The following is a 26,098-nucleotide window of genomic DNA, read 5'->3' as shown; positions in this document are numbered from 1 at the left end:
TTCCCCATCCTGACTATTACAATATAAAAGACAAAAAACTTATAAAATCGGACACACTTATGGCATGGCTCAGCGCACAGGACGAATTTGATCCCGATGCGATCAACAATAGCGTGTTAGGCATTGCGGCCGAGTTGGCTCAGCATGATTCCGGGCCGCACTGGCACCACATGGGGCAGTTGCTGTTCAGCCAACGGGGTTGTATGCGCATCACGCTCAATGAAAGCATTTGCCTCCTGCCGCCGGCACGCATTGCCTGGATCCCGCCAAAGGTGGTGCACCGCGTTCAGGTTACCGGCGTGGCGGGCTATCGCTCGGTTTATCTCGACAACCAGCGCTACCCCGGCCTTTCGCCCCATCTGGAAGTGCTGTCGGCCTCTTCTTTGCTGCGGGAAGTGCTGGAGCGGATCGCCCTCGCCGACTTTGCCACCCAGTGGGAAAACGGCCCCAGCGCCAATATTCTTGCCGTATGCCTGGACGAAATACGGCATGCGCAGCGCGAACCGACCTTATTGCCGCTGCCCAAGGACCGCCGCTTACGGCAACTGGCCGGCATGGAGGAGGTGCCGCCGCTCAATGAGCTGGCGCGCTACAGCGGCGCTTCGGAGAAAACCATTAGCCGCATCTTTCGCAAGGAGACCGGATTGAGCTACCAGCAGTGGCGCCAGCAATGGCGTTTGATCAAAGCCATCGAGCTGCTGGCGGAGGGATACGGCCTGTCGGATATCGCCGGTAAGCTTGAATTCTCCAGCGACAGCGCCTTCTCAACCTTCTTTAAAAATATGACCGGCAGCTCGCCGCGCGCCTATATGCTGATCCGCCGTTAACGGCACGTCTTCTCTGCCGACAAATGCGGCCCCGCCGCCACCGAATCGCGCAGGATCAGGCTCGCCGGGAAAGTCGGGCGTTTACTCAGCTCGCCGCCGTCTAGCATCGACACCAGGCGGTTGATGGTTTCCTTAATCATTTCGGTCACCGGCATTTTCATGCTGGAGAGCGAGGGAATGGTGTAAGGCGCCAGCGGGATATCGTCGAACCCGATCACCGACACGGCGGACGGCACCGGGATTTGGCATTCCGCCAGCCGCTTCATGGCGCCGATGGCCATTTCGTCATTGCTGGCGACGATGGCGCTGAACGCGTGGCCGCCGGCCAGCAGCGCATCGACCGCCGCCATGCCGCTTTGCGCATTCCACTTCCCTTCGACAATCAGCGCGTTGCTGACCGCAATGCTCTGCTCCGCCAACGCTGCTTTGTAGCCGGAGAGCCGCTCCAGCCCGGTGGGCGAATCCAGCGAGCCGGTGATGAACGCGATATCGCGATGCCCCAGTTGGATGAGGTGCGCCACCGCCGCGGCACTGGTGGCGTGCTGATCGCTGAAAATGCAGTAGCTGTCGTTCAGCCTCAAGCGGCGGTTGATGACCAGGATCGGCTGTTTGTGTTGGGAGATGATCTCGTCCATTTGCGCGATGGAGAGAAAACGCGGGTAGATGATCACCCCGTCGCAGCGCAGATCCAGCAGGAATTGAATGGCGGCCATTTCTTCTTCTGCGGTGTGCTTGCCGTCCGCCAGGATCAGCTGACGGCCGTTTTCTTCCATGATGCGGGCGGACTGGGACATCAGCTCGCTGAAGTAGTTACCGCTGTACAGCGTGTTGGTGACCACCAGCCCGATGGTCTGGGTGGTTTTCGTCGCCAGATTGCGCGCCAGCAGGTTGGGCCGATAACCCGTCTCGGCGATGGCTTTATCCACCAGCTCGCGCTTCTCCGGGCTGACATAGCCGCTGCCGGACAACACGCGGGACACCGTCGCCTTAGAAACGCCGGCCTTTTTAGCCACCTCAAGTATTGTTGCCATCTGTGCGCCGTCAAAATCCATTGGATGAGCGCAGTCTACCCAAGACGCCCCCCGTTTGAAATGTTTTCACGCCCGCCGGCGCGAGCGCCCCTGATCTAAAAGTGACCAGCTTCACGAAACGAAAAACCAAAAAATCATAATTCTTGCCAACAACAAAATACATCTTCATGATTTTGTGAAACCGGTTTCTTGTGGGCGTTTCATTGAGATGGAACGGCGGATCGCCCAGGCAGTAAAAATTCGCCTTTGGGCAATCCGAATTCCTATCTTAAGAGACGATATTTCATGCCGAAGAACTACACAGAGATCTCGCAGGCAATCGTGAATGCGGTGGGCGGCCCCGGCAACATCGACGCCGTGACGCACTGCATGACCCGCCTGAGATTCGTTGTCAAAGACAAGGCGCTGATCGACACCCCCGCGCTCAAAGCGATCAATGGAGTGCTGGGCGTGGTACACAGCGGCGAGCAGTGCCAGGTGATCATCGGCAACGAGGTATCGAAAGCCTACCAGGCGGTGCTGGCGCTCGGCCTGCCGGGTAACCCCCCTGCCGCCGCGCCCGCAAAACGCAAAATCACCCTGAAAGGCATCGGCGCTGGCATTCTCGATGCGCTGGTGGGCACCATGTCGCCGTTGATCCCCGCCATTATCGGCGGCTCGATGGTGAAGCTGCTGGCGATGATGCTGGATATGGCCGGCGTGTTCGAAAAAGGCTCCTCGACCCTGATCATCCTGAACGTGATCGGCGACGGCGCGTTCTTCTTCCTGCCGGTGATGGTCGCGGCCTCTGCGGCGCTGAAGTTCAAAACCAACATGTCGCTGGCGATCGCCATTGCCGGCGTGCTGCTGCACCCCAACTTTATCGATCTGATGGCCAAGGCGGCGCAGGGCCAGGCCGTGGAGTTCGCCTACATCCCGGTGACGGCGGTGAAATACACCTATACGGTGATCCCGGCGCTGGTGATGACCTGGATCCTGTCGTATATCGAACGATGGGTTGATCGCATCACCCCGGCGGTGACCAAGAACTTCCTCAAACCGATGCTGATTGTGCTGATCGCCGCGCCGATCGCGATTGTGTTGATTGGCCCGCTGGGCATCTGGATCGGTAGCGGTATTTCGGCGCTGGTGTACACCGTGCACGGCTATTTGGGCTGGCTTTCCGTCGCCATTATGGGCGCCATCTGGCCGCTGCTGGTGATGACCGGCATGCACCGCGTGTTCACCCCGACCATTATTCAGACCATCGCCGAAACCGGCAAAGAAGGCATGGTGATGCCTTCCGAGATTGGCGCCAACCTGTCGCTCGGCGGCTCTTCGCTGGCCGTGGCGTTCAAAACCAAAAACCGCGAACTGCGCCAGACCGCGCTGGCCGCTGCCGCCTCCGCCATTGTGGCGGGGATTTCCGAACCGGCGCTGTATGGCGTGGCGGTGCGGCTTAAACGCCCGTTAATCGCCAGCCTGATCAGCGGCTTTGTCTGCGGCGCCGTCGCCGGTATCGGCGGGCTGGCCAGCCATTCGATGGCCTCGCCCGGCCTGTTCACCAGCGTGCAGTTTTTTGACCCGACGAACCCGATGAGCATTGTCTGGGTGGGAGGCGTAATGCTGCTTTCCGTGGTGCTGTCTTTCGTGCTCACGCTGATCTTGGGCTTCGAAGACATTCCGGAAAGCGAAGCAGCCCCAACGGCGGCCACTGCGCCTGCGGCGAATACCGCTAACGCGACCCATTGAGAAAATTGAGGATTGCATGTCTGATTCAACATTCCCGCAAGGGTTTTTATGGGGCGGCGCCTTGGCCGCCAACCAGTCTGAAGGGGGTTATCTGGAGGGCGGGAAAGGGCTGACCACGGTCGACATGATCCCGCATGGCGCCAACCGCATGCCGGTGAAGCTGGGCCTGGAGAAGCGCTTTACCCTGCGCGAAGACGAATTTTACCCGAGCCACGACGCGATCGATTTTTACCATCGCTACCGCGACGACATCGCGCTGATGGCGGAGATGGGCTTTAGCGTATTCCGCACCTCCATCGCCTGGAGCCGGCTTTACCCGAATGGCGACGAGCTGACGCCCAACCCGCAGGGCATTGCGTTCTACCGCAGCCTGTTCGAGGAGTGCCGCAAATACGGCATCGAGCCGCTGGTCACTTTGTGCCATTTCGACGTGCCGATGCACCTGGTGACCGAATACGGCTCCTGGCGCAACCGCAAGATGGTGGAGTTTTTCACCCGCTATGCCCGCACCTGCTTCGAAGCCTTCGACGGCCTGGTGAAGTATTGGCTCACCTTTAATGAGATCAACATTCTGCTGCACAGCCCGTTCTCCGGCGCCGGGCTGGTGTTCGAGGCCGACGAAAACCCCGAGCAGGTAAAATACCAGGCCGCGCACCACGAACTGGTGGCCAGCGCGCTGGCGACCCGCATTGCGCATGAGGTGAACCCCGCCAACCAGGTGGGCTGCATGCTGGCGGGCGGCAATTTCTACCCCTGGTCCAGCAAGCCGGAAGACGTGTGGGCCGCGCTGGAGAAAGACCGCGAGAACCTGTTCTTTATCGACGTGCAGGCCCGTGGCGCTTACCCTTCTTACTCTGCCAGGGTGTTCCGCGAGAAAGGCGTGCGCATCGCGATGGAGGAAGGCGACACCGAGATCCTGAAGAATACGGTCGATTTCGTCTCCTTCAGTTATTACGCCTCGCGCTGTGCTTCTGCCGATATGAACGATAACAACAGCAGCGCCGCCAACGTGGTGAAATCGCTGCCGAACCCGCACGTGCCGCGCAGCGACTGGGGCTGGGGCATCGACCCGCTGGGTTTGCGCATCACCATGAACATGATGTACGACCGCTACCAAAAGCCGCTGTTCCTGGTGGAAAACGGCCTGGGCGCACACGATGAGTTCAATGCCGCCGGCGAGATTGAGGACGATTACCGCATCAGCTACCTGCGGGAGCACATCCGCGCCATGGCCGACGCCATCGCCGACGGCGTGCCGGTGATCGGCTACACCACCTGGGGCTGCATAGACCTGGTGGCGGCCTCGACCGGGGAAATGAGCAAGCGCTACGGCTTTGTTTACGTCGACCGCGACGACCAGGGCAACGGCACCCTCGCCCGCACGCGCAAAAAATCTTTCTGGTGGTACAAGAAGGTGATTGCGAGCAATGGGGGGGATTTGGGGTGATGGGGTTGGCGGCGACAAGGGTCGTTAATGGCGATTGTTGCGAGCTGGATTCCAGATTAAGTAGTAAGCCCCTGTAATTCCATACAGGCTATTTTTTCGCCTTTCTGCCAGCGCTATAGTCTCCTGGCTGCGGCACAATCCGCAGCCGGAGTTAGCGTTCCGAATCTGACATATACCGCGGCGTTGTGTAATAATGCCGCAGCTTTAGCTCACCCCAAATAATGGTGGCTCAGGCGGGGGCTTCGCAAGAAGCGCCGGTTCCTATGTCCCGGTAACGCTAACCCCGTCTGGGCTACCACCCGAGTTTAGCGTCTCTGGTGATAGTCATTATCTAATGACATATGGAGATGCAATCATGGCAGATACTTCCACCTCACAACCCGCCACAAGTACCCTCACCCTCTATCGCCAACTGTTCAACCAACTCGATCTCAGCACCTTAGATTCATCACAGCTCTTAGACTTAGCCGCACTTTCCGCCGAACAGGCCGAAGGGTTATGTCATGGCCTGATGCTGTGCGGCAACCTCCTGCAAAAGCACCCACAAACCAGTGACGCCGGTTGGGAACAGCTGAATCACTACCTCAATGCAACAGCTCACTTGGTGCCCGCCCTGTGCAACCTTTATGGCCGCGCACTACGGGAGATGGAGTGCCAGGAGCTGGCAGGCTAAAGATAGATAAAAATGATAATAATAAGGACGGTATTAGTTTGATGCCGTTCTTATCCCCTCCAGAAAATCCCATAGATTTCGATTACATATCACGATAAATACATTCACTAAGGTAGGCATTTTCCCCTTGGCCTGGCATAGTTAACGCATTCGATAAATCGATGAGCTAACTGCTGGATGACTACGTATGGCCACCGCCTACTGGCAGTAAGCCCACGCATTGCCCAGAACCTGTTCTGCAATGAGAGGGGGATGTTTTGACTATTAAGATAGAAACGTTATCTTCGAAAGAGGCTGTTTTAAAAGCTATTGAAGAATATAAAGCACTGGGTTGTGATGCTCTTCTGGAAAAATATAACGTCAAACGAATTAAAAAATGTGTACTTCGTTATAATAATGAAAATTACGACATCAGAGTCATCGCTGCGGCCGCTTATATTTATCAGTTCGGAAAACCACTAGAAAAAATAAGCTCTAATAGTGGTTCTAAGATAGCTATTCAAGCGCTTAAAAATCTCGGTTTCGATATCGTAGAAACGCCACACCCTATTGAGCACTTAGTAAAAGGTAAACTGTACACGCGTAAAGAGCTCATCGACCTCTACGGTGGGCAACTCCAGGGCGGCATCTGGACGCCGACAGAGTTCCCCGTCATCTTCATTTTCACCGGTGAAAGTGGCGAGGCTTATGGGTACAAGGATGGATGGTCTGCTGATGGCAGTTTCTCCTACACAGGAGAGGGCCAAAAAGATGACATGAAGTTTATTAGAGGCAATAAGGCCATCCGTGACCACAAAGAGAATGGCGAAGACATATTCCTCTTTGAAGATAATAAGAAAGATAAGGGTGTAAGATTCGTTGGAATGTTTGAATGTGATACTTGGGATTATATTGACTGCCTGGACTATAAAAAAGATAAAATGAGGAAAGGGATAGTTTTTAATCTATTCCCGGTATCTTCTGCTCGAGAAGTTGATAATGATATTGATACTTCAGAAGTAGCCCCGAAGAAAGAAACGCTCGAACAGCTACGTGCCAAGGCGATGAAATCATCAATGATGACGGGCCAGCGCCAGCAGGGAGACAGTAAGAAATCGTGGTTCAAACGCAGTGAGGACGTGAAAAAATACGTTCTGCAACGTGCCAATGGTATCTGTGAGTCGTGCGACCAGCCTGCGCCGTTCAAGAAAAACAACGGTGAGCCGTACTTAGAACCCCACCACACAAAACGGTTAGCCGATGAAGGCCCCGACCACCCGCAGTGGGTTGGTGCTATCTGCCCTACCTGCCACCGACGGATACATAGTGGGGCTGATGGGATGGACGTTAACAAGAATCTTATGGCGAAGTTGGAATTGAAAGAGGCAGCGTTGGATTAGTTTCCAATATAAAGCTTAAAGTCATAAACAGATAATAAGGATTAGGAGCCCCGCAATGTCAGTGCCTACATACGATCAATTTATCGAGCCAGTATTGCGCTTTTTGGGGACTAAACCTGAAGGTGCCCTCTCGCGAGATGTTCAAGATGCTGCAGCAGATTTACTGAACTTGGACGAAGAACAACGAGCAGAAACCATCGCCAGCGGCCAATTAGTTTACAAAAATCGCACCGGCTGGGCACACGATCGTTTGAAGCGTGCGGGGTTGTCGCAAAGTCTATCTAGAGGGAAATGGTGCCTAACTGCTAAAGGGGTCGACTGGCTACTACAACATCCCCAACCTTTAACGAATAGCGAAGTTGAGCATATCGCACTGGCTTTCACCAACGTAAAGCTTCAACAAAACAAGGATGCAGTAGACTTAGACCCAACGGTGGAGGTACCTAACAGCGAAGCCATGCTTACCAGCAGCCCGGATGATCGACTAGAACAATCCATTAAAGAGATCCGCGATGCTGTTGCAGCAGAACTACTTGAGAACTTACTTCAAGTATCTCCCGGCCGTTTTGAAATCATCGTTCTGGATGTTCTGCATCGCTTAGGTTATGGAGGCCATCGCGATGATCTAAAGCGCGTTGGGGGCAGTGGTGATGCGGGTATTGATGGCGTTATCTCACTGGACAAGCTAGGTCTGGAAAAAGTGTATGTACAAGCCAAACGTTGGCAAAACACCGTGGGGCGCCCTGAATTGCATGCTTTCTACGGCGCACTTGTGGGGCAGAAAGCCAAACGTGGCGTATTCATCACTACATCTGGCTTTACCAAGCATGCAGTTGAATTTGCTCATTCGGTGGAAGGCATGGTGCTCATTGACGGCAACCGGCTTGTGCACCTGATGATGGACAATGAGGTTGGCGTGAGCTCAAGGCTGCTTAAGGTCCCTAAGCTTGATAGCGACTATTTTGATCAGTGATGTATCAGCAAACTACTTCATTTTTTGAATACTGCTTTAGTTTGACCTGGGTACCTCGGCATAGTCTCAACGCTTCCAACTTGGTAAACTCTTATCCAATTTCTCACGCCACAGGCAGCGTTTCAGCACTGGTGCTTGTTACCCCCTGTTGCGTTCTCAGTATTGTTTCACCGGACACCATATGGCTATCAAGAAGAACGAACTTTACTCCTCCCTTTGGGCGAGCTGCGATGAGTTGCGTGGCGGAATGGATGCTTCACAGTACAAAGACTATGTGTTGACCCTACTGTTTATGAAGTACGTCTCTGACAAAGCTAAGGGCAACCCTTACGCGATGATTGAAGTGCCGGAAGGTGCAAGTTTCGACGATATGGTTGCTCTCAAGGGCAACAAAGAAATTGGCGAAAAAATTAATAAAACCATCAGATTACTGGCTGAAGCTAATGACCTGAAAGGTGTTATCGACATTGCCGACTTCAATGATGAAGACAAGCTGGGTAAAGGCAAGGAGATGATCGACCGCCTTTCCAAGCTGGTGGCAATCTTCGAAGGGTTGGATCTCTCAGCCAACCGCGTCGAGGGAGACGATCTACTGGGTGATGCGTACGAATATTTGATGCGCCACTTTGCTACAGAGTCAGGTAAATCCAAGGGGCAGTTTTATACCCCTGCAGAGGTGTCACGCATTCTGGCGAAAGTGATTGGTATCAGCAAACAGACACCACAGGATGCTACCGTTTATGACCCTACCTGTGGTTCAGGCTCACTATTACTAAAAGCCAGTGATGAAGCAGGTCCCAAGGGGCTAACTATCTATGGGCAAGAGATGGATTATGCGACCAGCGCACTGGCACGCATGAACATGATCCTGCATGACAACGCCACCGCTAAAATCTGGAAAGGTAACACCTTAGCCGATCCACACTGGAAGGATGGCAACGATAATCTGAGAACCTTCGACTTTGCTGTAGCCAACCCCCCTTTCTCCAACAAAAACTGGACCAGCGGGCTGGATGCTGCGAACGATCCTTTTGACCGTTTTATCTGGGGTACACCGCCAGAAAAAAATGGTGATTATGCTTTCCTGCTGCACATCATCAAGAGTCTCAAGAGCACAGGTAAAGGCGCAGTGATCCTGCCTCACGGCGTATTGTTCCGGGGCAATGCCGAAGCGCGTATTCGTGAAAATCTACTCAAGCAGGGCTACATTAAAGGCATTATTGGCCTGCCTGCTAACTTGTTCTATGGCACAGGTATCCCAGCCTGCATCATCGTCATCGATAAAGAAGATGCTCGACTCCGAGCGTACAATGCTAATGGCGAGAGTCAGCAAGGCATCTTTATGATCGATGCCAGTAAGGGCTTTATTAAGGACGGCAATAAAAACCGCTTACGTGCCCAAGATATCCACAAAATTGTAGATGCCTTCAATCGCGAACAAGAAATGGCTCGCTTTAGCCGCCTGATACCGCTGTCTGAAATTGCTGACAACGCCTACAACCTCAATATCCCTCGCTATATCGATAGCAGCGATCCGGAAGATCTGCACGACCTTTCGGGCCATTTGGCTGGCGGCATTCCTAATTGCGATATTGACGCTCTCAGTGCTTACTGGAAAATTTTCCCAACTTTACGTCAGGATCTGTTCGAACCAGCCCGGCCTGGTTACAGCAATGCACGAGTCGAAGCAAGTGAAGTAAAGACCACTATCCTGGCACACCCGGAATTTGCCGCTTTCAAAGCAGGAGCACTGATACCCTTTGAAAAGTGGTTTGCAGGTTGTCAGCTTGAAGAAATTGCTCGTGGGGACTCACCCAAACAGCTGATTGAAGAGATTGGTGAGCGGCTCCTCGCTGCCTATGCTTCTGAAACTACAGCTGACACCCCGCTACTTGAGAACTACGCCATCTATCAGTTACTGATGGACTACTGGATGAATGTCATGCAGGACGATGTTTATGTCCTGAGTCAGGATGGCTGGCAGGCGGGCAAAGTGCTTCGTGAACTTATTGTCGAAAAAGGAGAAAAACTCAAAGAAACACCGGATCTGGTAATAGGCAAGAAAAAGTATAAGGCTGAACTGTTGCCGCCAGCCCTTTTAGTAGCTCGCTATTTTGCTACCGAGAAACTGGAGCTTGATCAGCTCCAAGTTGCTTATGATGAAACAGTCCAAGCACTTGAAAGCTTCATTGAAGAAAACAGCGGTGAAGATGGGTTGCTTTCTGATGCAATGAACGACAAAGAAAAAGTAACAGCTTCCAGTGTTAAGGCTCGCCTTAAAGTTACCACGGATAAAGAAGAAAAGATTACGCTAAAAGCTGCTCAGGGATTATTCGAAGCCGAGACCCAATCAAAAAGAGCTCATAAAGAAGCCCAAGAAAAACTGGATTTTGCAGTGTTTTCTCATTATTCAAAGCTTACAGATAGCGACATTAAACTACTATTGGTACAAGATAAATGGCGCGCTAGCTTAGCTGGTGCTTTCATTGGGGAAATTGAGCGTGTTACTCAGCGACTGGCAAAGCGTGTGAAAGAACTGGAGGAACGCTATAGCTTTACTTTGCCAGACCTAACTAAAAATGTAGCTGAGTTGGAAGCCAAAGTTGTTGCTCACATTCGGGCTATGGGGATCGAGTGGGCATGATGAATAATTCAGTAGAAATTCGTAGTGAAAAGGCAATTCCTGTGGGCTATAAGAATACAGAGTTGGGACTTATTCCAGAAGATTGGGATGTCATTAACCTAAATGAACTAGCCTCATTTGGTGGAGGGACGACTCCTTCAAGAGCGCTTTTTGATAAATATTATTCATCCGGTGTTCATCCTTGGGCTAAAACACTGGACTTGAATAATGGAGCTATCTGGAAAACTGAAGAACTAGTTACTGACTCAGCATTAAATGAAACTAGCTTAAAAAAACATAAAGCTGGATCAGTTCTGATTGCAATGTATGGCGGCTTCAATCAAATTGGACGAACAGGTCTTCTGAAAATTGATTCAGCAATAAACCAAGCCCTTGTATCTATTTCCCCTCACAAAAACAAATTAACGCCTGAATATTTGCTATATAATCTTAATTATAATGTTGATTACTGGAAAATGGTTGCCAGTAGCAGCCGAAAAGATCCTAACATTACTAGTAATGATATTAAACAGTATTGCTTACCGTTGCCCTCTGTCGCAGAACAAATTGCCATTGCTAATGTGCTATCTGATACCGATGCGCTGATCACAGAACTTGAGCATTTAATATCAAAAAAACAGGCAATCAAAACTGCCACCATGCAACAGCTTCTGACTGGTAACACTCGCCTACCAGAATTTGCTAAACAACCGGATGGGGTTCTTAAGAACTATCAGCCCAGCGAGCTCGGAATAATTCCTGAGGACTGGGAAATTGTGACAATGGGAGAAATGGGCGCAACCTATGGAGGCCTGTCAGGGAAAAGTAAGGATGACTTTGGCTCAGGTAACAGTTTATACGTTCCATTTACTAACATTATGGCAAATGTTATCGTCAATGTGGGTCTGCTGGAGAGGGTTAATGTTCACGAGGTTCAAAACCCAGTTTTACCGGGGGATCTTTTATTTAACGGGTCTTCAGAAATACCGGAAGAAGTTTGCTTTTGTTCTTTGATGTCCGAAGATATTGATAAACTATATCTTAATAGTTTTTGCTTTGGTTTTAGAGCCAATTCGCAGCCTAAGTACATACCGTTGTATTTAGCTTATTGGTTTCGCTCTGATGCAGGAAGAACTGCTGTTTCAATTATGGCGCAAGGTTCTACTCGCTACAATATTTCAAAAAGCCAATTTTTAACACTAAAGATTGTTCTTCCGTCCAAACGAGAACAAACCGCCATCGCCACCATCCTTTCAGATATGGACGCTGAGCTCGCGGTTTTGGAGAAAAAACTAGCCAAGGCTCGCGATATAATACAAGGAATGATGCAACAACTACTTACTGGACGAATCCGTTTGCCATTGGATCACATGTCATGAAACATACCCTTGATAAGACAGTTCTGTCGGTCAAGGGTCTACTTAGCCTGACTGGCGTAACAATTCCGACTTATCAGCGTCCTTATAAATGGACAGTGAAAAATATCAGCGAACTGTTTGCTGATATTGATAGCCATCTTGATAAATCGGCTTATCGCTTGGGCTCAGTAGTGTTTCATCAGGCTGAGAGCAATGAAGAACATAGACTGGATATCGTCGATGGCCAGCAACGAACGTTGACATTATTACTGGCCGTATGGGCCCTTATCGAAACACGGATTGCAGGGTTGGAACGCGGGGATTTGCGAGAAACGCTGGCCCAGCTAAAGCCCATAGTTAAAGGTTTTATGAAGCGGCAACGCTTTGCTAGCCAAGTGTCGGAATACAATCTGTACCAAAATTATCAGGAGCTAAAACGCAGGATTAGCCACCGTGAATTCAGCGAACAGCATATCGATTTTCTTCTCAATCGCTGCCAGGTTGTGGTCTTTGTACTAACTGACCTTTCTGAAGCCTTTCAATTCTTCGACTCACAAAATGCCCGTGGGCGAGATCTGGATCCACACGACCTGCTTAAAGCCTTCCATCTACGTGAGTTCGCCAGCCATGAAGTAGAACTGAAAGCTGCATCCGTTGCCCATTGGGAAGGATTGCCTAGTGATGACCTGGCTAATCTTTTCGCATCCTATCTCTACAGGGTACGTCAGTGGTCACAGGGGAATTCAGCTCGTTTCTTTGGTAAGGATGAAGTCGGTCTATTTAAGGGGATCAATCTTGATCAGATTGGTCACTTCCCTTATGTGGAATCTTTACGCATGGCTCACCATTTCGTGGATGACTATAACAATCAGTACCAGCGCAAGATTGATAGCCAGAAAATGCGTTTCCCTTTCCATCTGGATCAGATGGTTATCAATGGAAGGCGCTTTTTCGAAATGGCAGAACATTACCAACAACAGGTATCGGCAATTATCTCCTGTGAGCATGCTACCAGCCACACCCAACAACCTTTAGTAATTCAGGGCGTAGTCCTGAGTGAAATGGCAACTCAGATACTAAGAACGTTAAATAGCTATCGAAATCGCTATCGAACAGGGGATCAATATATACGCACTATGTTTGATTGTGCTCTGATCTTTTATATCGACAAATTTGGCGGGCAGTCGTTATCTGCCGCGATTGAAAAAAGCTTTATCTGGGCATACAGATGCCGAATCCGACAGCAAGTGGTACAACTTGCAACCATGGATAAGTATGTGCTGGATAACAATCTGTTCCGGGTAATCAAAGAAGCCAAAGTACCTGGTGATGTGCTATCTATGCCGCTACTCACAATTCGGGCTTCAGAAAATAATAATAACCGCCGTACTGGTAACTATGAGCAAGATGAGCTGGTGAGGCTGTTCAAGGAGATGAACTACTATGAGTGATGCACAGGTAACTTCCTTTACGGTCAGATCATTACTGGGTGATGCATCTCGTTACCTTATCCCCATGTACCAGCGTAACTATGCCTGGGGAGAAGGTGAGATCACTCAACTTGTGCAGGACATACTCGACTATCAGCAAAAAAGCCTGCATAGCCCTCTCCCTCAAACTTACTACATCGGTACGTTGGTCGTGTTCACTCGCCCTGATGGGCAGTCAGAGATAATCGACGGACAGCAGCGTTTCACTACTCTATCCCTTCTTGCTAACTGGTTAAAAAAACATGCGGAATCCACGCTGGATATGAGCTGGTACCAAAGGATTAACTTAGGGTTTGAGAGCAGACCTAAGTCTGGCGAAACCTTTGCTCGACTCTGGCAAGGCGTGGAACCGCATAAACTGCGGAGCAAAGAATTTAATGACGGGCTGATCAACGGCTATGAACTTATTGGCAAGGTACTACGCGACTTGAAGCTGATTGGTGAGTCATTAAATCATTTCTGTACCTACCTTTTCGACCATGTACAAATTGCCCGAATAGAAGTGCCTGCCGATACCGACCTCAATCATTTTTTTGAGGTGATGAACAATCGAGGTGAGCAACTCGAAAAGCATGAGGTGGTAAAAGCTCGACTAATGGCGGTGCTCAACGAGATAACGGACCGGCAAGATCGACAGAGCAACCTTAACACCCTCTCACGCGTTTGGGATGCTTGCTCCAACATGGAACGTTATGTCCAGTACGGTTTTACACCAGCCGAACGTCATCAATTATTTGGGCAGGAAAATTGGGGGCAATTTGTGCCTGCTGATTTTAATTCTCTAGCTGACATGCTTATCCCACCGGCTTCGGAGCTTGGCACAAGAGAAAACCAAACAAACCGCACACTGGCTGACATTATCAAGTCATCTTCAATCATAAGTGGTGATAGAGGTGAAGAAGATGAAGGTAGCTCAGAGCGTTTTAATAGTATTATCAACTTCTCCAACTTCCTGCTCCATGTGCTGCGTGTCTGTAGTCAAACTGGGGAGGTGAGAGTAGATGTTCCGCTTGATGACAAACAATTAATAGAACAGTTCGAACTTCGGTTATTAAAGCAGAATGACCCGGTTAAAGCGGTACAGAATTTCATCTTTGCACTTATCAAATGCAAATATCTTTTTGATCACTTCGTGATAAAAAGAGAATTCGCTAAAGGTAGCGATGGGTGGAGCCTTAAGCGCCTGCGTTGGTATTCAGAAAAGAGCACCAGCTATACCAATACGTTTAATGAAGATGATGATAGCTATGTAGACATCAACCGACAGATCTTGATGTTGCTTTCCGCATTCCACGTTTCAACCCCTACTCTGGTTTACAAGCACTGGTTGAATGGGGCTTTGTACTACCTGTTTAATGCCCATTCCGCTGAAAACCAAATAGATGCAAGGAAGTACCTCGAGTATCTGGAGCATCTTGCCTCCGCGTTTGTCTTTCAAAACTTTCTGGCAGAACAAGAACCAAAATCATATTTTGAGATTATCTACGGTAAAGAGGTACATCTCCAACCTGCGGTACTGCCGGACAAGATTCAGAAGAAGATGCGCTTTGGGGTGATAGCAAACAACTTGGTATTCAATTACCTGGACTACTTACTGTGGTGTCGTGACAGAAATAAAGCTGAGGTAGTGAAACGTTTTGAATTTACCTTCCGAAGTTCATTAGAGCATTTCTACCCTCAGCACCCCATGGATGGCTTTAGGACATTACCAGATACATCGTTGCATTCCTTCGGCAACCTTAGCCTGATTAGCCACAGCAAGAATTCGCGACTTAGTAATTTCCAGCCAAAACAAAAGCAAGAGTACTTCGAAGCGAGCCTTGAACGTAATGAAATTGATAGTCTGAAACTGCTCGCCATGATGGAGCTGATGAAGAAGAACAATCAGTGGGGGGAAGAAGAAATCGCCACTCACGAAGCGGAAATGCTGGCAGTGTTAACCAGTGGTAGTGATAGCGTATTTAGGGAGGTGTTATGAACAGTGTTGGTCAACGTGAACGCATGACACAAAAACGTGTTATCCAGTTATTCACCGATCATCTCGGTTATCACTATCTTGGTAACTGGCACAAAAGAGAAGACAACCGGAACATCGAACCAAGCTTAGTTTCTGCCTGGCTAACAAAGCGCGGCGTTTCAGAAGTCCTAATCGCCCGAGCATTACGGCAACTGGATCGAGCCGCAAGCCTCGGTGAAGGCCGTATCCTCTATGATGCAAACAAAGAGGTGTATCGCCTGCTACGCTACGGAGTGAAGGATAAAGAAGGTGCTGGTGAGCAGAATCAAACCGTGTGGTTGGTGGACTGGAAAAATCCAGAAGCCAATGATTTTGCGATAGCTGAAGAAGTCACCTACAACGGTGAAAATAAAAAGCGCCCGGATTTGGTGCTGTATGTTAATGGTATTGCGCTTGGTGTCATTGAGCTAAAACGTTCTACAGTGTCAGTTTCAGAGGGCATCCGCCAAAACCTCGATAATCAGCAAAAAGCCTTCATCCGCAACTTCTTCACTACCATCCAACTGGTGATGGCCGGTAATGATTTAGAAGGGCTTCGCTATGGTGTAATCGAAACGCCGGAGAAATATTACCTTCAATGGAAAGAAGCCGCGGAATCACCTCACGCCTACATGCTTGATCGTCACCTGGCTCAGATATGCAATAAACAGCGCCTGCTGGAATTGATCCACGACTTTATCGTTTTCGATGCTGGAGTGAAAAAAACCTGCCGTCATAACCAATATTTTGGCGTCACTGCAACAAAACCGTTTATTCAACGCAATGAAGGCGGGATTATCTGGCATACCCAGGGCAGCGGTAAAAGCCTGACAATGGTTTGGCTGGCAAAGTGGATCAGAGAAAATATTACCGACAGCCGAGTTTTGATCATTACCGACCGTACAGAACTTGATGAACAGATCGAGAAAGTATTTAACGGTGTGGAAGAAGAGATCCTTCGCACTCGGAGCGGTGCGGACCTGGTGACTCGCCTGAATCAAACCAAGCCCTGGCTTATATGCTCGTTAGTGCATAAGTTTGGTCGTCAGGAGGAGGATGACAAAGACGCTGACACGGACGATTTTATCGAACAAATAAAACGAAATATCCCTGCCGATTTTAGCCCGAAGGGAAAATTATTCGTGCTTGTGGATGAGTGCCACCGAACCCAATCCGGCAAATTGCATGCGGCAATGACAAGCATTTTGCCAGATGCACAATTTATCGGTTTCACCGGTACCCCGCTGATGAAGAAAGATAAGAAGAAGTCAGTGGAGGTCTTCGGGCCTTATATCCACACTTATAAATTTGATGAAGCAGTCAATGATGGGGTTGTACTGGACCTGCGCTACGAAGCTCGTGACATTGATCAGCGGGTCAAATCTCAGAAAAAAGTCGACCAGTGGTTTGATGCTAAGACATCTAAACTTTCTCGCCTTGGCCAGCAGCAGCTCAAGCAGAAATGGGCTTCGATGCAGAAGCTGTTGTCGAGCCGCTCGCGGCTGGAACAGATTGTGGCTGACATCCTTCTCGATTTTGAACAAAAACCACGGCTCGCCGACGGCCGAGGTAACGCCATGCTGGTCTGTTCCAGCGTCTATCAGGCCTGCAAATGCTATGAGATGTTTAGTGACGCAGGTTTTGCCGGTAAATGTGCGATTGTGACGAGCTACCAGCCAAATGCCAGTGAGATTAAAGGCGAAGAGAGCGGTGAAGGACTGACTGAGAAACTAGCCAAGTACAACATCTACCGCAAAATGCTTGCGGAATATTTTGAACAACCTGAGGCTGAAGCAGCCAAACGTGTGAGTGATTTCGAAAAAGAGGTCAAACAACGCTTCATCAAAGAACCAGGTCAGATGCGCCTTCTGATAGTCGTTGATAAGTTATTGACTGGCTTTGATGCTCCTTCAGCAACTTACCTCTATATCGACAAGAAAATGGCCGATCACAACCTTTTCCAGGCGATATGTCGCGTTAACCGGTTGGATGGTGAAGATAAAGAATATGGCTATATTGTCGACTATAAAGACCTTTTCCGCTCATTGGAAAAAACCGTACAGGACTACACCGCAGAAGCTTTTGATGGCTACGACAAAGAAGACGTAGCCGGTTTACTGAAGGACCGATTGCAACAGGCAAAAATCGATCTGGATGGTGCTCTGGATGCCGTTCGCACCCTTTGCGAACCAGTAAAAATGCCACGCAATCAACTTGATTATCAGCATTATTTCTGTGGGGAATCAGGGGCGTCGATAGAGCAGTTATCTGAGAAAGAAGCTTTACGTCTGACATTGTATCAATCCGTAGCGAAGCTTATCCGTGCTTTTACCAATCTGGCAGGTGAGCTAACAGATGCTGGTTATAGCGAGCAGCAGGCAAATCAAATCCGCATCGATGTTGAGTTTTACACAAAAGTCCGCGATGAAATAAAAATTGCCAGTGGCGATTTCGTGGACATGAAACAATTCGAGCCAGGTATGCGGCAGATGCTGGATCTTTGGGTTGATGCAGATCCAAGTGAAACTCTCATGGATTTTGAGGAACTAGGACTGCTTGAGTTGATTATTGAACGCGGAGAAGAAGCACTGGATGGACTTCCAGCTGACATGCGTGGCAACCAAGAGGCCATGGCTGAAGCGATTGAAAATAACGTTCGCAGAACCATTGTTGATGAAAACCCAGTCAACCCGAAATACTACGAAAAAATGTCGGTGTTGCTTGATGAACTGATCGCACTTCGTCGTCAACAGGCGATCTCCTATCAGGAGTATCTGGAGCACGTACGTGAACTGGCGAAGCAGGTTAAACATCCGCAGTCAGGTAGTAAAAGTACTTATCCAGCAAATATTGATACCCTCGCCAAGAAAGCGTTGTTTGACAACCTCGGGCAGGATGAAGTCTTGGTGACAAAGATAGATGCTGCAGTCCGTCATACCAAAAAGGCCGACTGGTATGGGGATCGTTTTAAAGAACGCGAGATTAGTTTCGCTATCGCGGAAGAGATCAAAGGTTATTCAGTGACGGTCGCAGATGTAATGGCCCTGGTGAAGGCACAGAAGGAGTATCGCTGATGCCATTGGTTACCTTTGGTGAGCTCACTCTCGATTTGCAGCGTAAGCCAATCAAAAACTTGCATATCAGTGTACTGCCTCCGGATGGCCGAGTAAGAGTGTCAGCTCCCGTCTCTCTGTCAGACACAGCTATCAGGATGGCTGTAGTCAGAAGGCTAGTATGGATCCGACAGCAGCAAGCACAATTTCAGGCTCAGCCGCGCCAGAGTGAACGAGAAATGTGTAGTGGCGAAACACACTACCTTTGGGGAAGAGGATATCGGCTGGATGTAGTTTTAGTAGATAAGCCCGCTGAAGTGAAACTTCAGGGTGGTTGGATACGCATGAAGGTACCTCCGCATTATGATACGGCCCAGCGGGAAGCGGTTCTCAACCAGTGGTATCGTGGTATTTTAAAACAAAGACTGCCTAAGTTAATGGCAAAATGGCAGCCAGAGGTAAAGGCTGAAGCCAGTTTTGTTGGCATCAAGCGAATGAAGACCAAATGGGGTAGCTGTAATCCACAGACAGCACGTATCTGGATCAATCTCGAACTGGTAAAAAAACCACCTGAATGCCTTGAGTTCATTGTGGTTCACGAGCTAGTTCATCTACACGAACGCAAGCACAATGAGCATTTTATCGGCCTGATGAGTATTCATTTGCCTAACTGGCGTGAACACAGAGCTAAGTTGAATAAGATGCCATTGGCTTATAATCACTGGGAGTATTGAAATTTAATCAGAAAATGGTTGATACTATTGCATCAACCATTCCCATCAATTATCAATAAAATATTGCATTTCTTTTTCTAATTCATGCAATGTTGATAGTAGGTCGTCACGTTGTTGACGTAATCTCTCAAGATCTACAAGAGCCAACTCTTCATGCTTCTTAACATATCGAGATATATTTAAGTTGAAATCATTTTCTTGAATTTCATAAAAAGAAGCTACATGCGAAAAATTGTCAACACTTCTCCTATCAAAGTAGCATTTTGATATTTTTTCAATGATTTCGCTTGTTATTACATTACGCCCTTTTACTGGTTTAGCCAAATCAGATGCGTCAATAAATACGACATCGGAGTTTTTTCTGTCTTTCCTAAAGATCAAAATGGCGGTTGATATCCCTGTCCCAGGAAGAAGTCTATCTGGTAGACCTATTACCGCATCCAATAATCCTTCATCAACTAAATTTTTCCTTATGTTCTCCTCTTGACCTCCACGGAACAATACTCCGTGAGATACCAGTATGGCCATTCTCCCAGTTGCACTCTTAAGTGCTGAAACCATGTGCAAAATAAATGCATAATCACCCTTAGTCTGAGGTGGAAGACCTAAATTAAAACGACCATAACTATTACGTACTAAATCATCATGATTCCAACCGCTAATATTTAACGGAGGGTTAGAAGCAACTACATCAAACTTCATCAATCTATTATCAGAATCCAGAAGCTGAGGGTTTGATATAACATCCCCCCATTCTATCCGGCTATTCATCTCGTTATGTAGAAGCATATTTATTTTAGCCAAAACCCAACTAGATCTATTAACCTCTTGACCAAACAAGGTATAATTATTGCTTCTATAGGAGTTTTTGATTTTTTCACCTAAGGTAATTAAAAGAGAACCAGACCCACAAGTAGGATCACAAATACTCTCTCCTTCCTTAGGCTGCAACAACTCTGCAATTAGCAATGAAATACCTTCTGGAGTATAAAACTCTATGCCTCGCCCTGCTGAGTCAGATGAAATCTTTTCAAAAAGATAGCCACATGCCACTTTTATCTTATTAACACCATCTTGGTTATAACTAAAGTCCATTTCAGGAAGTGAAAAAATACTGAGTAACTCGTAAAGCATCCGATCTCTTTCTGATCTTGCACCAAAATTAACTGAAGCGAATTGTATAGAATCAAATAAATGACCATCTATACTTTGGCAGACTGCATCAATAGCCTGTTCAATTAATCTTAATGAGTCATCAACCCTCTCCCCGACATACTCTCCATCACGCTTAGCCTCATTATAGATATGATAAAAACTTGCTTTCTCTGGAATTTTAGAAATTATTTTTAGCATATCTAAAGAGATATCTGAAATTAAATTTTCAGCGCAACTATTTTTCATATCAGAAACATACTTCAATAATAACATTGAAAATATATAATCTTTATAGGTAGAAGCGTCAAATTTCATCCTTAGCAATTCACAAGCCTGCCAAAGTGATTTACGAAGCGCAATCATTTCACTCATTTTCTAACATCTCACTATTAATGATACTTTCACATATGCCATCAAAGAACACATCGCCATTCTGTATTAGAGAATTATAGATAGTTTTTTGTTTAATCCAGTTTCTATTTATAAGACCAATTTTCTTTTGATCTTCCAAAGTTGGAATTTTAACATTCATTTTAGCAATTGTTTTTGAGTTAATCTTACTAATACTAGTACCTTCGCTCATACTAAGAATATATTTACTTCCAGAAGTAGAGTTTATATACCAATGTAAATAATGTGGTAATATTAGATTCTCATGACATCTAATTACTGCTAATTGATTGGACGTAATAGTTGGTTTATCTTTGCTCTCTCCGATAATCCCGGCTGAAAACACAGGCCCCCGTAGACGTAATAAAATATCATTGGGGAAAAGGTAATGTTTCTCAGGATTACCTTCTGGGATAACAGAAGTTAAAGCGTCCAGATCTAGAATGCCATCAAGTCCAATATCTTTTGTCTGGATAAGGTAACAGGAGCCTTGCTCACCAGCATCTTGTATCGCCGATTTAAAGGGCATCCCTAAGCGGATCTCAGCAACACTCTCTAATGTAACAATTTTTTTCATAGTAAGTTAGGGAGATTACCCCCCCTTTCCTCCAGTAGTTTTAAGCACAATCGAGTGTTTCAAATTCGCATCTCCCATATGTACATCTAAATCCATTTGTAATGAAAAGATGGGTAACGCATGCATCAGCATGAAGATACAAGTTACACCAACTCTCTTCCTCATTGACTTTTTACGCAGGGGTTGATACTTTTTCTCTTTCATTTTGTTAGAGTCTCTCATAGCACTTTTTAGCAGAATGTTAAGAGTAAATAGCAGCGGGAACTGTTATTTACTCACCCTCTCACATTTGTAGTAGAACCCTACTACGCCAGTGGAAATACTATAGCAGTCTATATACTTCTTCCGCAATAGTAGGGTCGTACTATTTTCACCAGTGATTGTTCCTAACACTCTAAATTTCAAGTAACGTTATGAAATTTATAAATTTTTTAACGATCCCCTGCGTTTTGTGATTAAACATATTTCAATGTTTCTTTCCAAAATCAAACGGACTAATCCCTTTCTCCCGATTTGCATCCAGATAATCCGCCCACCACAGTAGCATTCGCCTACGTTCCCCAAGATGCTCCACCTTATGGATGTAAGCCGCACGCACAGGGCTGCATTCCTGATGACTCCTTTGCCCCTCCACCGCATTCCTTGGCTACAATTCAGATTAAATCAAAGAACTACAGGCCACCGTCATGAAGCCATACCCGCAAACTTCAGCTTTTGTATCATAACCCATCACCCTCAGCGCTTTATTCACCGGATTTTCTCTCATCGGTTTACGCAGATCGTGATCTCCAACGAAGTTCAGCTCAAAATTCCCACTCAGATTTTTAATTTGCTGAAGAATGGCAAGAGCTTGCTTTGACAAGGGTACCTGATAGGAGTCCGCATCTTTGGTGCTAGGCAGTGAATGTTTTACTCCTTCCAGTAGCTCGCGTTCTCCGGAAATCGTCCGTATAACCGTTGACCGGTTCCCCATTCATTAGCACACCTCGATGTTAGTAATGTCTTCATAAGCCACATGAGGACTGGAGTGACACCGACTCCAGGTGTCTTAATTTTTCATGCGGTTCAATAACAAACCATCCCCCTACCCCACCAACCTCTCAGCCTGCCGCCGAACCCCAGAGAAAATCGCATCACTCACAGAACGGGGAAACTCCTCCGGCAGCATCGCTTCCACATTAGCGATCACCTGTTCTGTTTGCGCTTTTAGCTCAGCCATCACCTGCACCGTTTTCTCTTCAGAATACCCTACGGCTCTCGCGGTAGAGATAAAGTGCCGAGGTAAGATCTGGCTCCAACGGTAATGGCGACTCTGCCCCAATACGGCCATGGCCATTTTTGCTTTCTGTGGCGCGATGCCGCGGGCATGCATAAAGGGGTAACCCGAGAGCACATCATAAAGCGGAGTCATTCGATAGGCCGATTCCTGCTCAATGAACAAGCTAAAGTTTTTGGCATGCCCATCAATAGCCGCCAGCATCCAGAATACAATTTGGCTTTTAAAGAAGGTGTCTCGATCGAGTAATGGCTGCTGAGAACCCATTAACAATTGCATCGCAGTCGCAATACCGGGCCCACCATCAGCCTCATATTTCAGCGCAGGGGCAATACCTAACGCCTGGCAGAAATCCTCCTGGGGCAAACGAATCAACCAGCTGTTATCCCGCGCCCAACGCCGGTCAAAGCGTTCAACAATCAGAACCTTTTGTTCACCAAAACGCGCCAACTCAGCTTGCGCTACCGGTAGGCCAAACTGTTCTGCAATGCGCAAACATAACCACTCGTTCTCACAGCTTTCGCTGAGATCCAGATTGTTATGCGCAATATGCCCAATGGGCAGTTTTATAATGTGGCTGGTTGGAGTACTCCCCTGTGGCCGACACCATTGATTGCCGAACCAAAGCAACGCGGTCTTTTCCTGCGCACCCGCCAGAGAGATCCGGAAATCATCAGTACCCGCCTCCATGCCCAACGGCGCCTCGCGGTACCCCAGCAGAAGTTGCTCTATTTCTTCGTTACTCACAGGCACGGCGTTCACTTGCTTTACCGGGGCCACATCAACATGTTCAGGGTAAAGCTGGATCGCCCCTACGCAGTCGCTGCCAATGCTGGAAAGCAGATCAAAAGGTTGTTTGGTTGACGTTTTAAAACGCGCCTGTAGGCGGCTGCGAATAAGCTCGCTGTCCGGCAGCAGATTGTCGAAAAAGTTATACACCACGTCACCGCGAAACGGTGCTGGTTGTAGCGGCAGGGATAACGATATGGCGCGCGCGCCGACTTGTGCCAACCAATCTTCGTGGTAAACAAACGACATCGCGCCACCCGCATGCTTTTCCAGCATCCCAACAAGGGTACCATTCAGCGCCACACGTAGCTTTTCCATGCTCACCACTCCTGATCCCAGGTTTTGGGATCGACCGGTTTGCCGCGCGGAGTAACCTGTAGCTCTAAGTCCAGAGCAGCAAGCAGTTTGAACAACGTCTCTAGCCGCGTGCCGTCCGGGTTGTTTTCAAACGCGGAAACCGTGGCCTGCTTTAACCCAATGCTGTCAGCGGTTTTGCTTTGGCTTTGGTTACGCTTTTTACGTTCATTGCGTAGCGCATGCGCCAACATCTTTGCCGAGGTGATTTTCATTTTATCCTCCCAAGCGGATGAAATCAGTATTATCCCCTATAGCGGATAAGGCAAATATTATCCGTTATAGGGGATAGAATCGACGATACCCTCTATCGCGGATAACCAGACTCAATATATTGAATATACCGAATTCCGGAAGAGAAAATCGCCCTACACCAATTTCTTGCATCTGCTGCTTTACACGCCAATATCCGCGCTATAATCCAGGCACACACACTAAGCGTCTTTCCCCTGATCAACCTATCTTTTTTGAAAAGGAAGCACACGGAATGGCTCACATGAAAAGGTTATGGCTAGTTGTCCCCTTTATATCGTGGTTTTCAGGCGCCGAAGCTGGCTTGCTCTCCACTGCCGAGATTGATCAGTCCATTTTCGCCGGTAACAGCGGCTTTTCAGATCAGTTTTATTTCAAAGGGCCGGGAAGCGCACAGCTCAAGGCCACTTCCTGTGCAGACTTTTACCAAAAATACCAACAGTTCGGGGCACCGGTTGAGCAAACCGAAAATGCGATGGATTTTAATACGCTCAATCAGTATCTGGGGGCCTGCCTGATCAACCACAGCTTGCGCGCCGGCTCATTCACTGCCGGCCCAAAAGGGTTGGTTATCGGTACGCCAGCAAGCTTGCCGGAACGTTTGCCAGCCTTGATGTACCAGGCAATTAGCAACGAAGCTGTCGAGCTCAGAGCTAAACAGGTTAATGAAGGCAAGTCGTTGAAGGCTGTCGATGAGTCCATCCATTTTGTGGATGAAAAAGACGGAGCCTTTAATCTGGCCGATAACAGTGACGGCAATTATGCGATTGATTTCTTGGGCGCGGGCCTGGCCAGCACTAACGGGAAAAACGTTTATGTCGTTCAGCAGAACTTCAGCGTGCAGAATGCGACCTATCGCAGTACGCGTTATTTTTTGCTGAAGCCGGAAAAAGACGGGCGCTACAGCGTAGAAACTGAAGCCATTGTCTTCCCATAAAAATACCGCCCTGGGAGGGGCGGTATCGTCAGTAAGTCACATCAGCGTTCGGACCGACGGGCAGCTCGATCACGTTGCCATTCGGCAGCATCTTTTACTGCCTGGGCATCCGTGAATGCTTTTTTAGTCGCATCATTGCGCGCTTTATTGGCATCTTTGCGATTCGACTCATCGGCCGCTTTAGTCCAGTTTTTGTCGTTCACCGCTTTATTAAAAGTGGTGTATTTACCCAAACCGGCACTCCCTAACTGATAGACCATATCGTGCAGGGCAACCTGGATCCCCAGGCTAAAATCGTAGAAGTCACTATAGCGGTTGTGCAGCGAAATACGGTCGGCATCCACATGTGTACGTACAAGCTCTTTAATGGTGTCTTCCGTTAACGTCAAAGATGTTGGAGAGTGATATGCGGTTGCCACTTTATTCTTGGCAAATGCCCTTTGGACACGCTCGAACTCAGCTTTGATTTCCGCAGCAGTCGCACGTACCCCACTGGGCTTATTAAAAGCCAAACGTTGTGCATCAGCAACGGATGGCAACATTGTGCCAATTCCAACCGTCACATGCCCATTGGTATCAACATACATATAAGGGATCTTGGCTTCATAAGTTTCCAAGTCGGCATAGATAGAAGCAAACTCAGTATCATTGGTTTTATCATTGCGGTTGATGGTACCAGAGTTACTATCGCGGCCATTATCTGCACCACCATGAGTGGTATCGCCGAAATTGCCACCACCACTACGATCTCCTCTTACGGTTATCGAATCTTCATTGCGCTCGCATAAAACGTACTTAAGAATTTTCATGCTTTTCCCTGCCTTCTTCCTGATTGGCGATAGGCCTATCCTATGCCATGGCTGTATATAAACACAGCAATACGCATAGATGGCCAGCAGCTTGTTGTTGGGTTAACAGCACAACATCGAATGAAATATATCCTTTATAAAACAGGGCAATAAGGTAAATAGGATTTAAACAGAAAAGAGGGACAACCAGATTACAAGCACAAAAAAACCACCTTTCAGTGGCTTCCTGTTCGCACTTTACGAA

Annotated in this window: 19 protein-coding genes and 1 pseudogene; 13 read left to right on the top strand and 7 right to left on the bottom strand. The window is 48.1% G+C overall.

What is annotated here, in order from left to right; genetic code table 11:
* Positions 1–59 precede the first annotated feature (59 nt).
* Entirely contained in the window at positions 60–827 is a 768-nt protein-coding gene (locus ACTJJ1_RS11945) for an AraC family transcriptional regulator (protein ID WP_073440194.1), read from the top strand.
* Here the strand turns inward: ACTJJ1_RS11945 and ACTJJ1_RS11940 are convergent.
* Positions 824–1,858 (bottom strand): LacI family DNA-binding transcriptional regulator, encoded by a 1,035-nt coding sequence (locus ACTJJ1_RS11940; RefSeq protein WP_440833808.1) that lies wholly within the window; start codon positions 1,856–1,858, stop codon positions 824–826. The two genes, ACTJJ1_RS11945 and ACTJJ1_RS11940, sit on opposite strands and share 4 nt — an antisense overlap.
* Before the next feature lie 285 nt (positions 1,859–2,143).
* Between ACTJJ1_RS11940 and ascF the strand changes: the two genes are divergently transcribed.
* The 11 genes from ascF to ACTJJ1_RS11885 all read left to right on the top strand — a co-directional run bounded on the left by ascF (position 2,144) and on the right by ACTJJ1_RS11885 (position 19,315).
* Positions 2,144–3,589, top strand: coding sequence for a PTS cellobiose/arbutin/salicin transporter subunit IIBC (gene ascF / locus ACTJJ1_RS11935; RefSeq protein WP_440833806.1), 1,446 nt, complete (start codon positions 2,144–2,146; stop codon positions 3,587–3,589).
* A gap of 16 nt (positions 3,590–3,605) precedes the next feature.
* Positions 3,606–5,036 carry a 6-phospho-beta-glucosidase gene (locus tag ACTJJ1_RS11930; RefSeq protein ID WP_440833804.1) on the top strand — a complete coding sequence of 477 codons (1,431 nt, stop codon included), beginning with the start codon at positions 3,606–3,608 and terminating at the stop codon, positions 5,034–5,036.
* A gap of 355 nt (positions 5,037–5,391) precedes the next feature.
* Positions 5,392–5,709: a hypothetical protein gene (locus tag ACTJJ1_RS11925; RefSeq protein ID WP_440833802.1), complete on the top strand. Its 318-nt coding sequence runs from the start codon at positions 5,392–5,394 to the stop codon at positions 5,707–5,709.
* Positions 5,710–5,966: 257 nt separating this feature from the next.
* A complete protein-coding gene (locus ACTJJ1_RS11920; RefSeq protein WP_440833800.1) occupies positions 5,967–7,088 on the top strand; it encodes an HNH endonuclease in 1,122 nt (373 codons plus the stop codon).
* A 55-nt stretch (positions 7,089–7,143) separates the two neighbouring features.
* Positions 7,144–8,061 carry a restriction endonuclease gene (locus ACTJJ1_RS11915; protein ID WP_440833798.1) on the top strand — a complete coding sequence of 306 codons (918 nt, stop codon included), beginning with the start codon at positions 7,144–7,146 and terminating at the stop codon, positions 8,059–8,061.
* Positions 8,062–8,242: 181 nt separating this feature from the next.
* Positions 8,243–10,705 carry a type I restriction-modification system subunit M gene (locus tag ACTJJ1_RS11910; protein WP_440833796.1) on the top strand — a complete coding sequence of 821 codons (2,463 nt, stop codon included), beginning with the start codon at positions 8,243–8,245 and terminating at the stop codon, positions 10,703–10,705.
* Positions 10,702–12,063 carry a restriction endonuclease subunit S gene (locus ACTJJ1_RS11905; protein ID WP_440833794.1) on the top strand — a complete coding sequence of 454 codons (1,362 nt, stop codon included), beginning with the start codon at positions 10,702–10,704 and terminating at the stop codon, positions 12,061–12,063. Before ACTJJ1_RS11910 ends, ACTJJ1_RS11905 begins: the two co-directional genes overlap by 4 nt.
* The gene (locus ACTJJ1_RS11900; protein WP_440833792.1) at positions 12,060–13,493 is read left to right on the top strand and encodes a DUF262 domain-containing protein; all 1,434 of its coding nucleotides are present in this window, start codon (positions 12,060–12,062) and stop codon (positions 13,491–13,493) included. Before ACTJJ1_RS11905 ends, ACTJJ1_RS11900 begins: the two co-directional genes overlap by 4 nt.
* Complete coding sequence (locus tag ACTJJ1_RS11895; RefSeq protein WP_440833790.1) at positions 13,486–15,510, top strand: DUF262 domain-containing protein; 2,025 nt, start codon at positions 13,486–13,488, stop codon at positions 15,508–15,510. The genes ACTJJ1_RS11900 and ACTJJ1_RS11895 overlap by 8 nt, the downstream gene beginning before the upstream one ends.
* Positions 15,507–18,602 (top strand): type I restriction endonuclease subunit R, encoded by a 3,096-nt coding sequence (locus tag ACTJJ1_RS11890; protein ID WP_440833788.1) that lies wholly within the window; start codon positions 15,507–15,509, stop codon positions 18,600–18,602. Before ACTJJ1_RS11895 ends, ACTJJ1_RS11890 begins: the two co-directional genes overlap by 4 nt.
* Positions 18,602–19,315 (top strand): M48 family metallopeptidase, encoded by a 714-nt coding sequence (locus ACTJJ1_RS11885; protein WP_440833786.1) that lies wholly within the window; start codon positions 18,602–18,604, stop codon positions 19,313–19,315. Before ACTJJ1_RS11890 ends, ACTJJ1_RS11885 begins: the two co-directional genes overlap by 1 nt.
* A 45-nt stretch (positions 19,316–19,360) precedes the next feature.
* On the opposite strand, the gene ACTJJ1_RS11880 is transcribed toward ACTJJ1_RS11885, so the two are convergent.
* From ACTJJ1_RS11880 to ACTJJ1_RS11860, 5 genes and pseudogenes are all read right to left on the bottom strand, one after another.
* A complete protein-coding gene (locus ACTJJ1_RS11880; protein ID WP_440833784.1) occupies positions 19,361–20,842 on the bottom strand; it encodes an N-6 DNA methylase in 1,482 nt (493 codons plus the stop codon).
* Entirely contained in the window at positions 20,835–21,437 is a 603-nt protein-coding gene (locus tag ACTJJ1_RS11875) for a restriction endonuclease subunit S (protein ID WP_440833782.1), read from the bottom strand. The genes ACTJJ1_RS11880 and ACTJJ1_RS11875 overlap by 8 nt, the downstream gene beginning before the upstream one ends.
* A 466-nt stretch (positions 21,438–21,903) precedes the next feature.
* Positions 21,904–22,395, bottom strand: a pseudogene (locus ACTJJ1_RS11870) (tyrosine-type recombinase/integrase); the annotation flags it as partial.
* A 126-nt stretch (positions 22,396–22,521) separates the two neighbouring features.
* Positions 22,522–23,820: a type II toxin-antitoxin system HipA family toxin gene (locus ACTJJ1_RS11865; RefSeq protein WP_440833780.1), complete on the bottom strand. Its 1,299-nt coding sequence runs from the start codon at positions 23,818–23,820 to the stop codon at positions 22,522–22,524.
* A 2-nt stretch (positions 23,821–23,822) separates the two neighbouring features.
* Positions 23,823–24,071 (bottom strand): helix-turn-helix domain-containing protein, encoded by a 249-nt coding sequence (locus ACTJJ1_RS11860; protein WP_004953056.1) that lies wholly within the window; start codon positions 24,069–24,071, stop codon positions 23,823–23,825.
* A gap of 272 nt (positions 24,072–24,343) precedes the next feature.
* Between ACTJJ1_RS11860 and ACTJJ1_RS11855 the strand changes: the two genes are divergently transcribed.
* Positions 24,344–25,045, top strand: coding sequence for a hypothetical protein (locus tag ACTJJ1_RS11855; RefSeq protein ID WP_440833779.1), 702 nt, complete (start codon positions 24,344–24,346; stop codon positions 25,043–25,045).
* Between the two features lie 41 nt (positions 25,046–25,086).
* Here the strand turns inward: ACTJJ1_RS11855 and ACTJJ1_RS11850 are convergent, their stop codons facing one another.
* Positions 25,087–25,854, bottom strand: a complete 768-nt coding sequence (locus tag ACTJJ1_RS11850) for a hypothetical protein (protein WP_440833777.1) — start codon at positions 25,852–25,854, stop codon at positions 25,087–25,089.
* Positions 25,855–26,098 lie beyond the last annotated feature (244 nt).

Origin of the sequence: Serratia sp. 22264, assembly GCF_052045345.1 — a bacterium.
Classification (GTDB): Bacteria; Pseudomonadota; Gammaproteobacteria; order Enterobacterales; family Enterobacteriaceae; genus Serratia; species Serratia plymuthica.
This window is presented reverse-complemented; position numbering and strand designations above follow the sequence as displayed.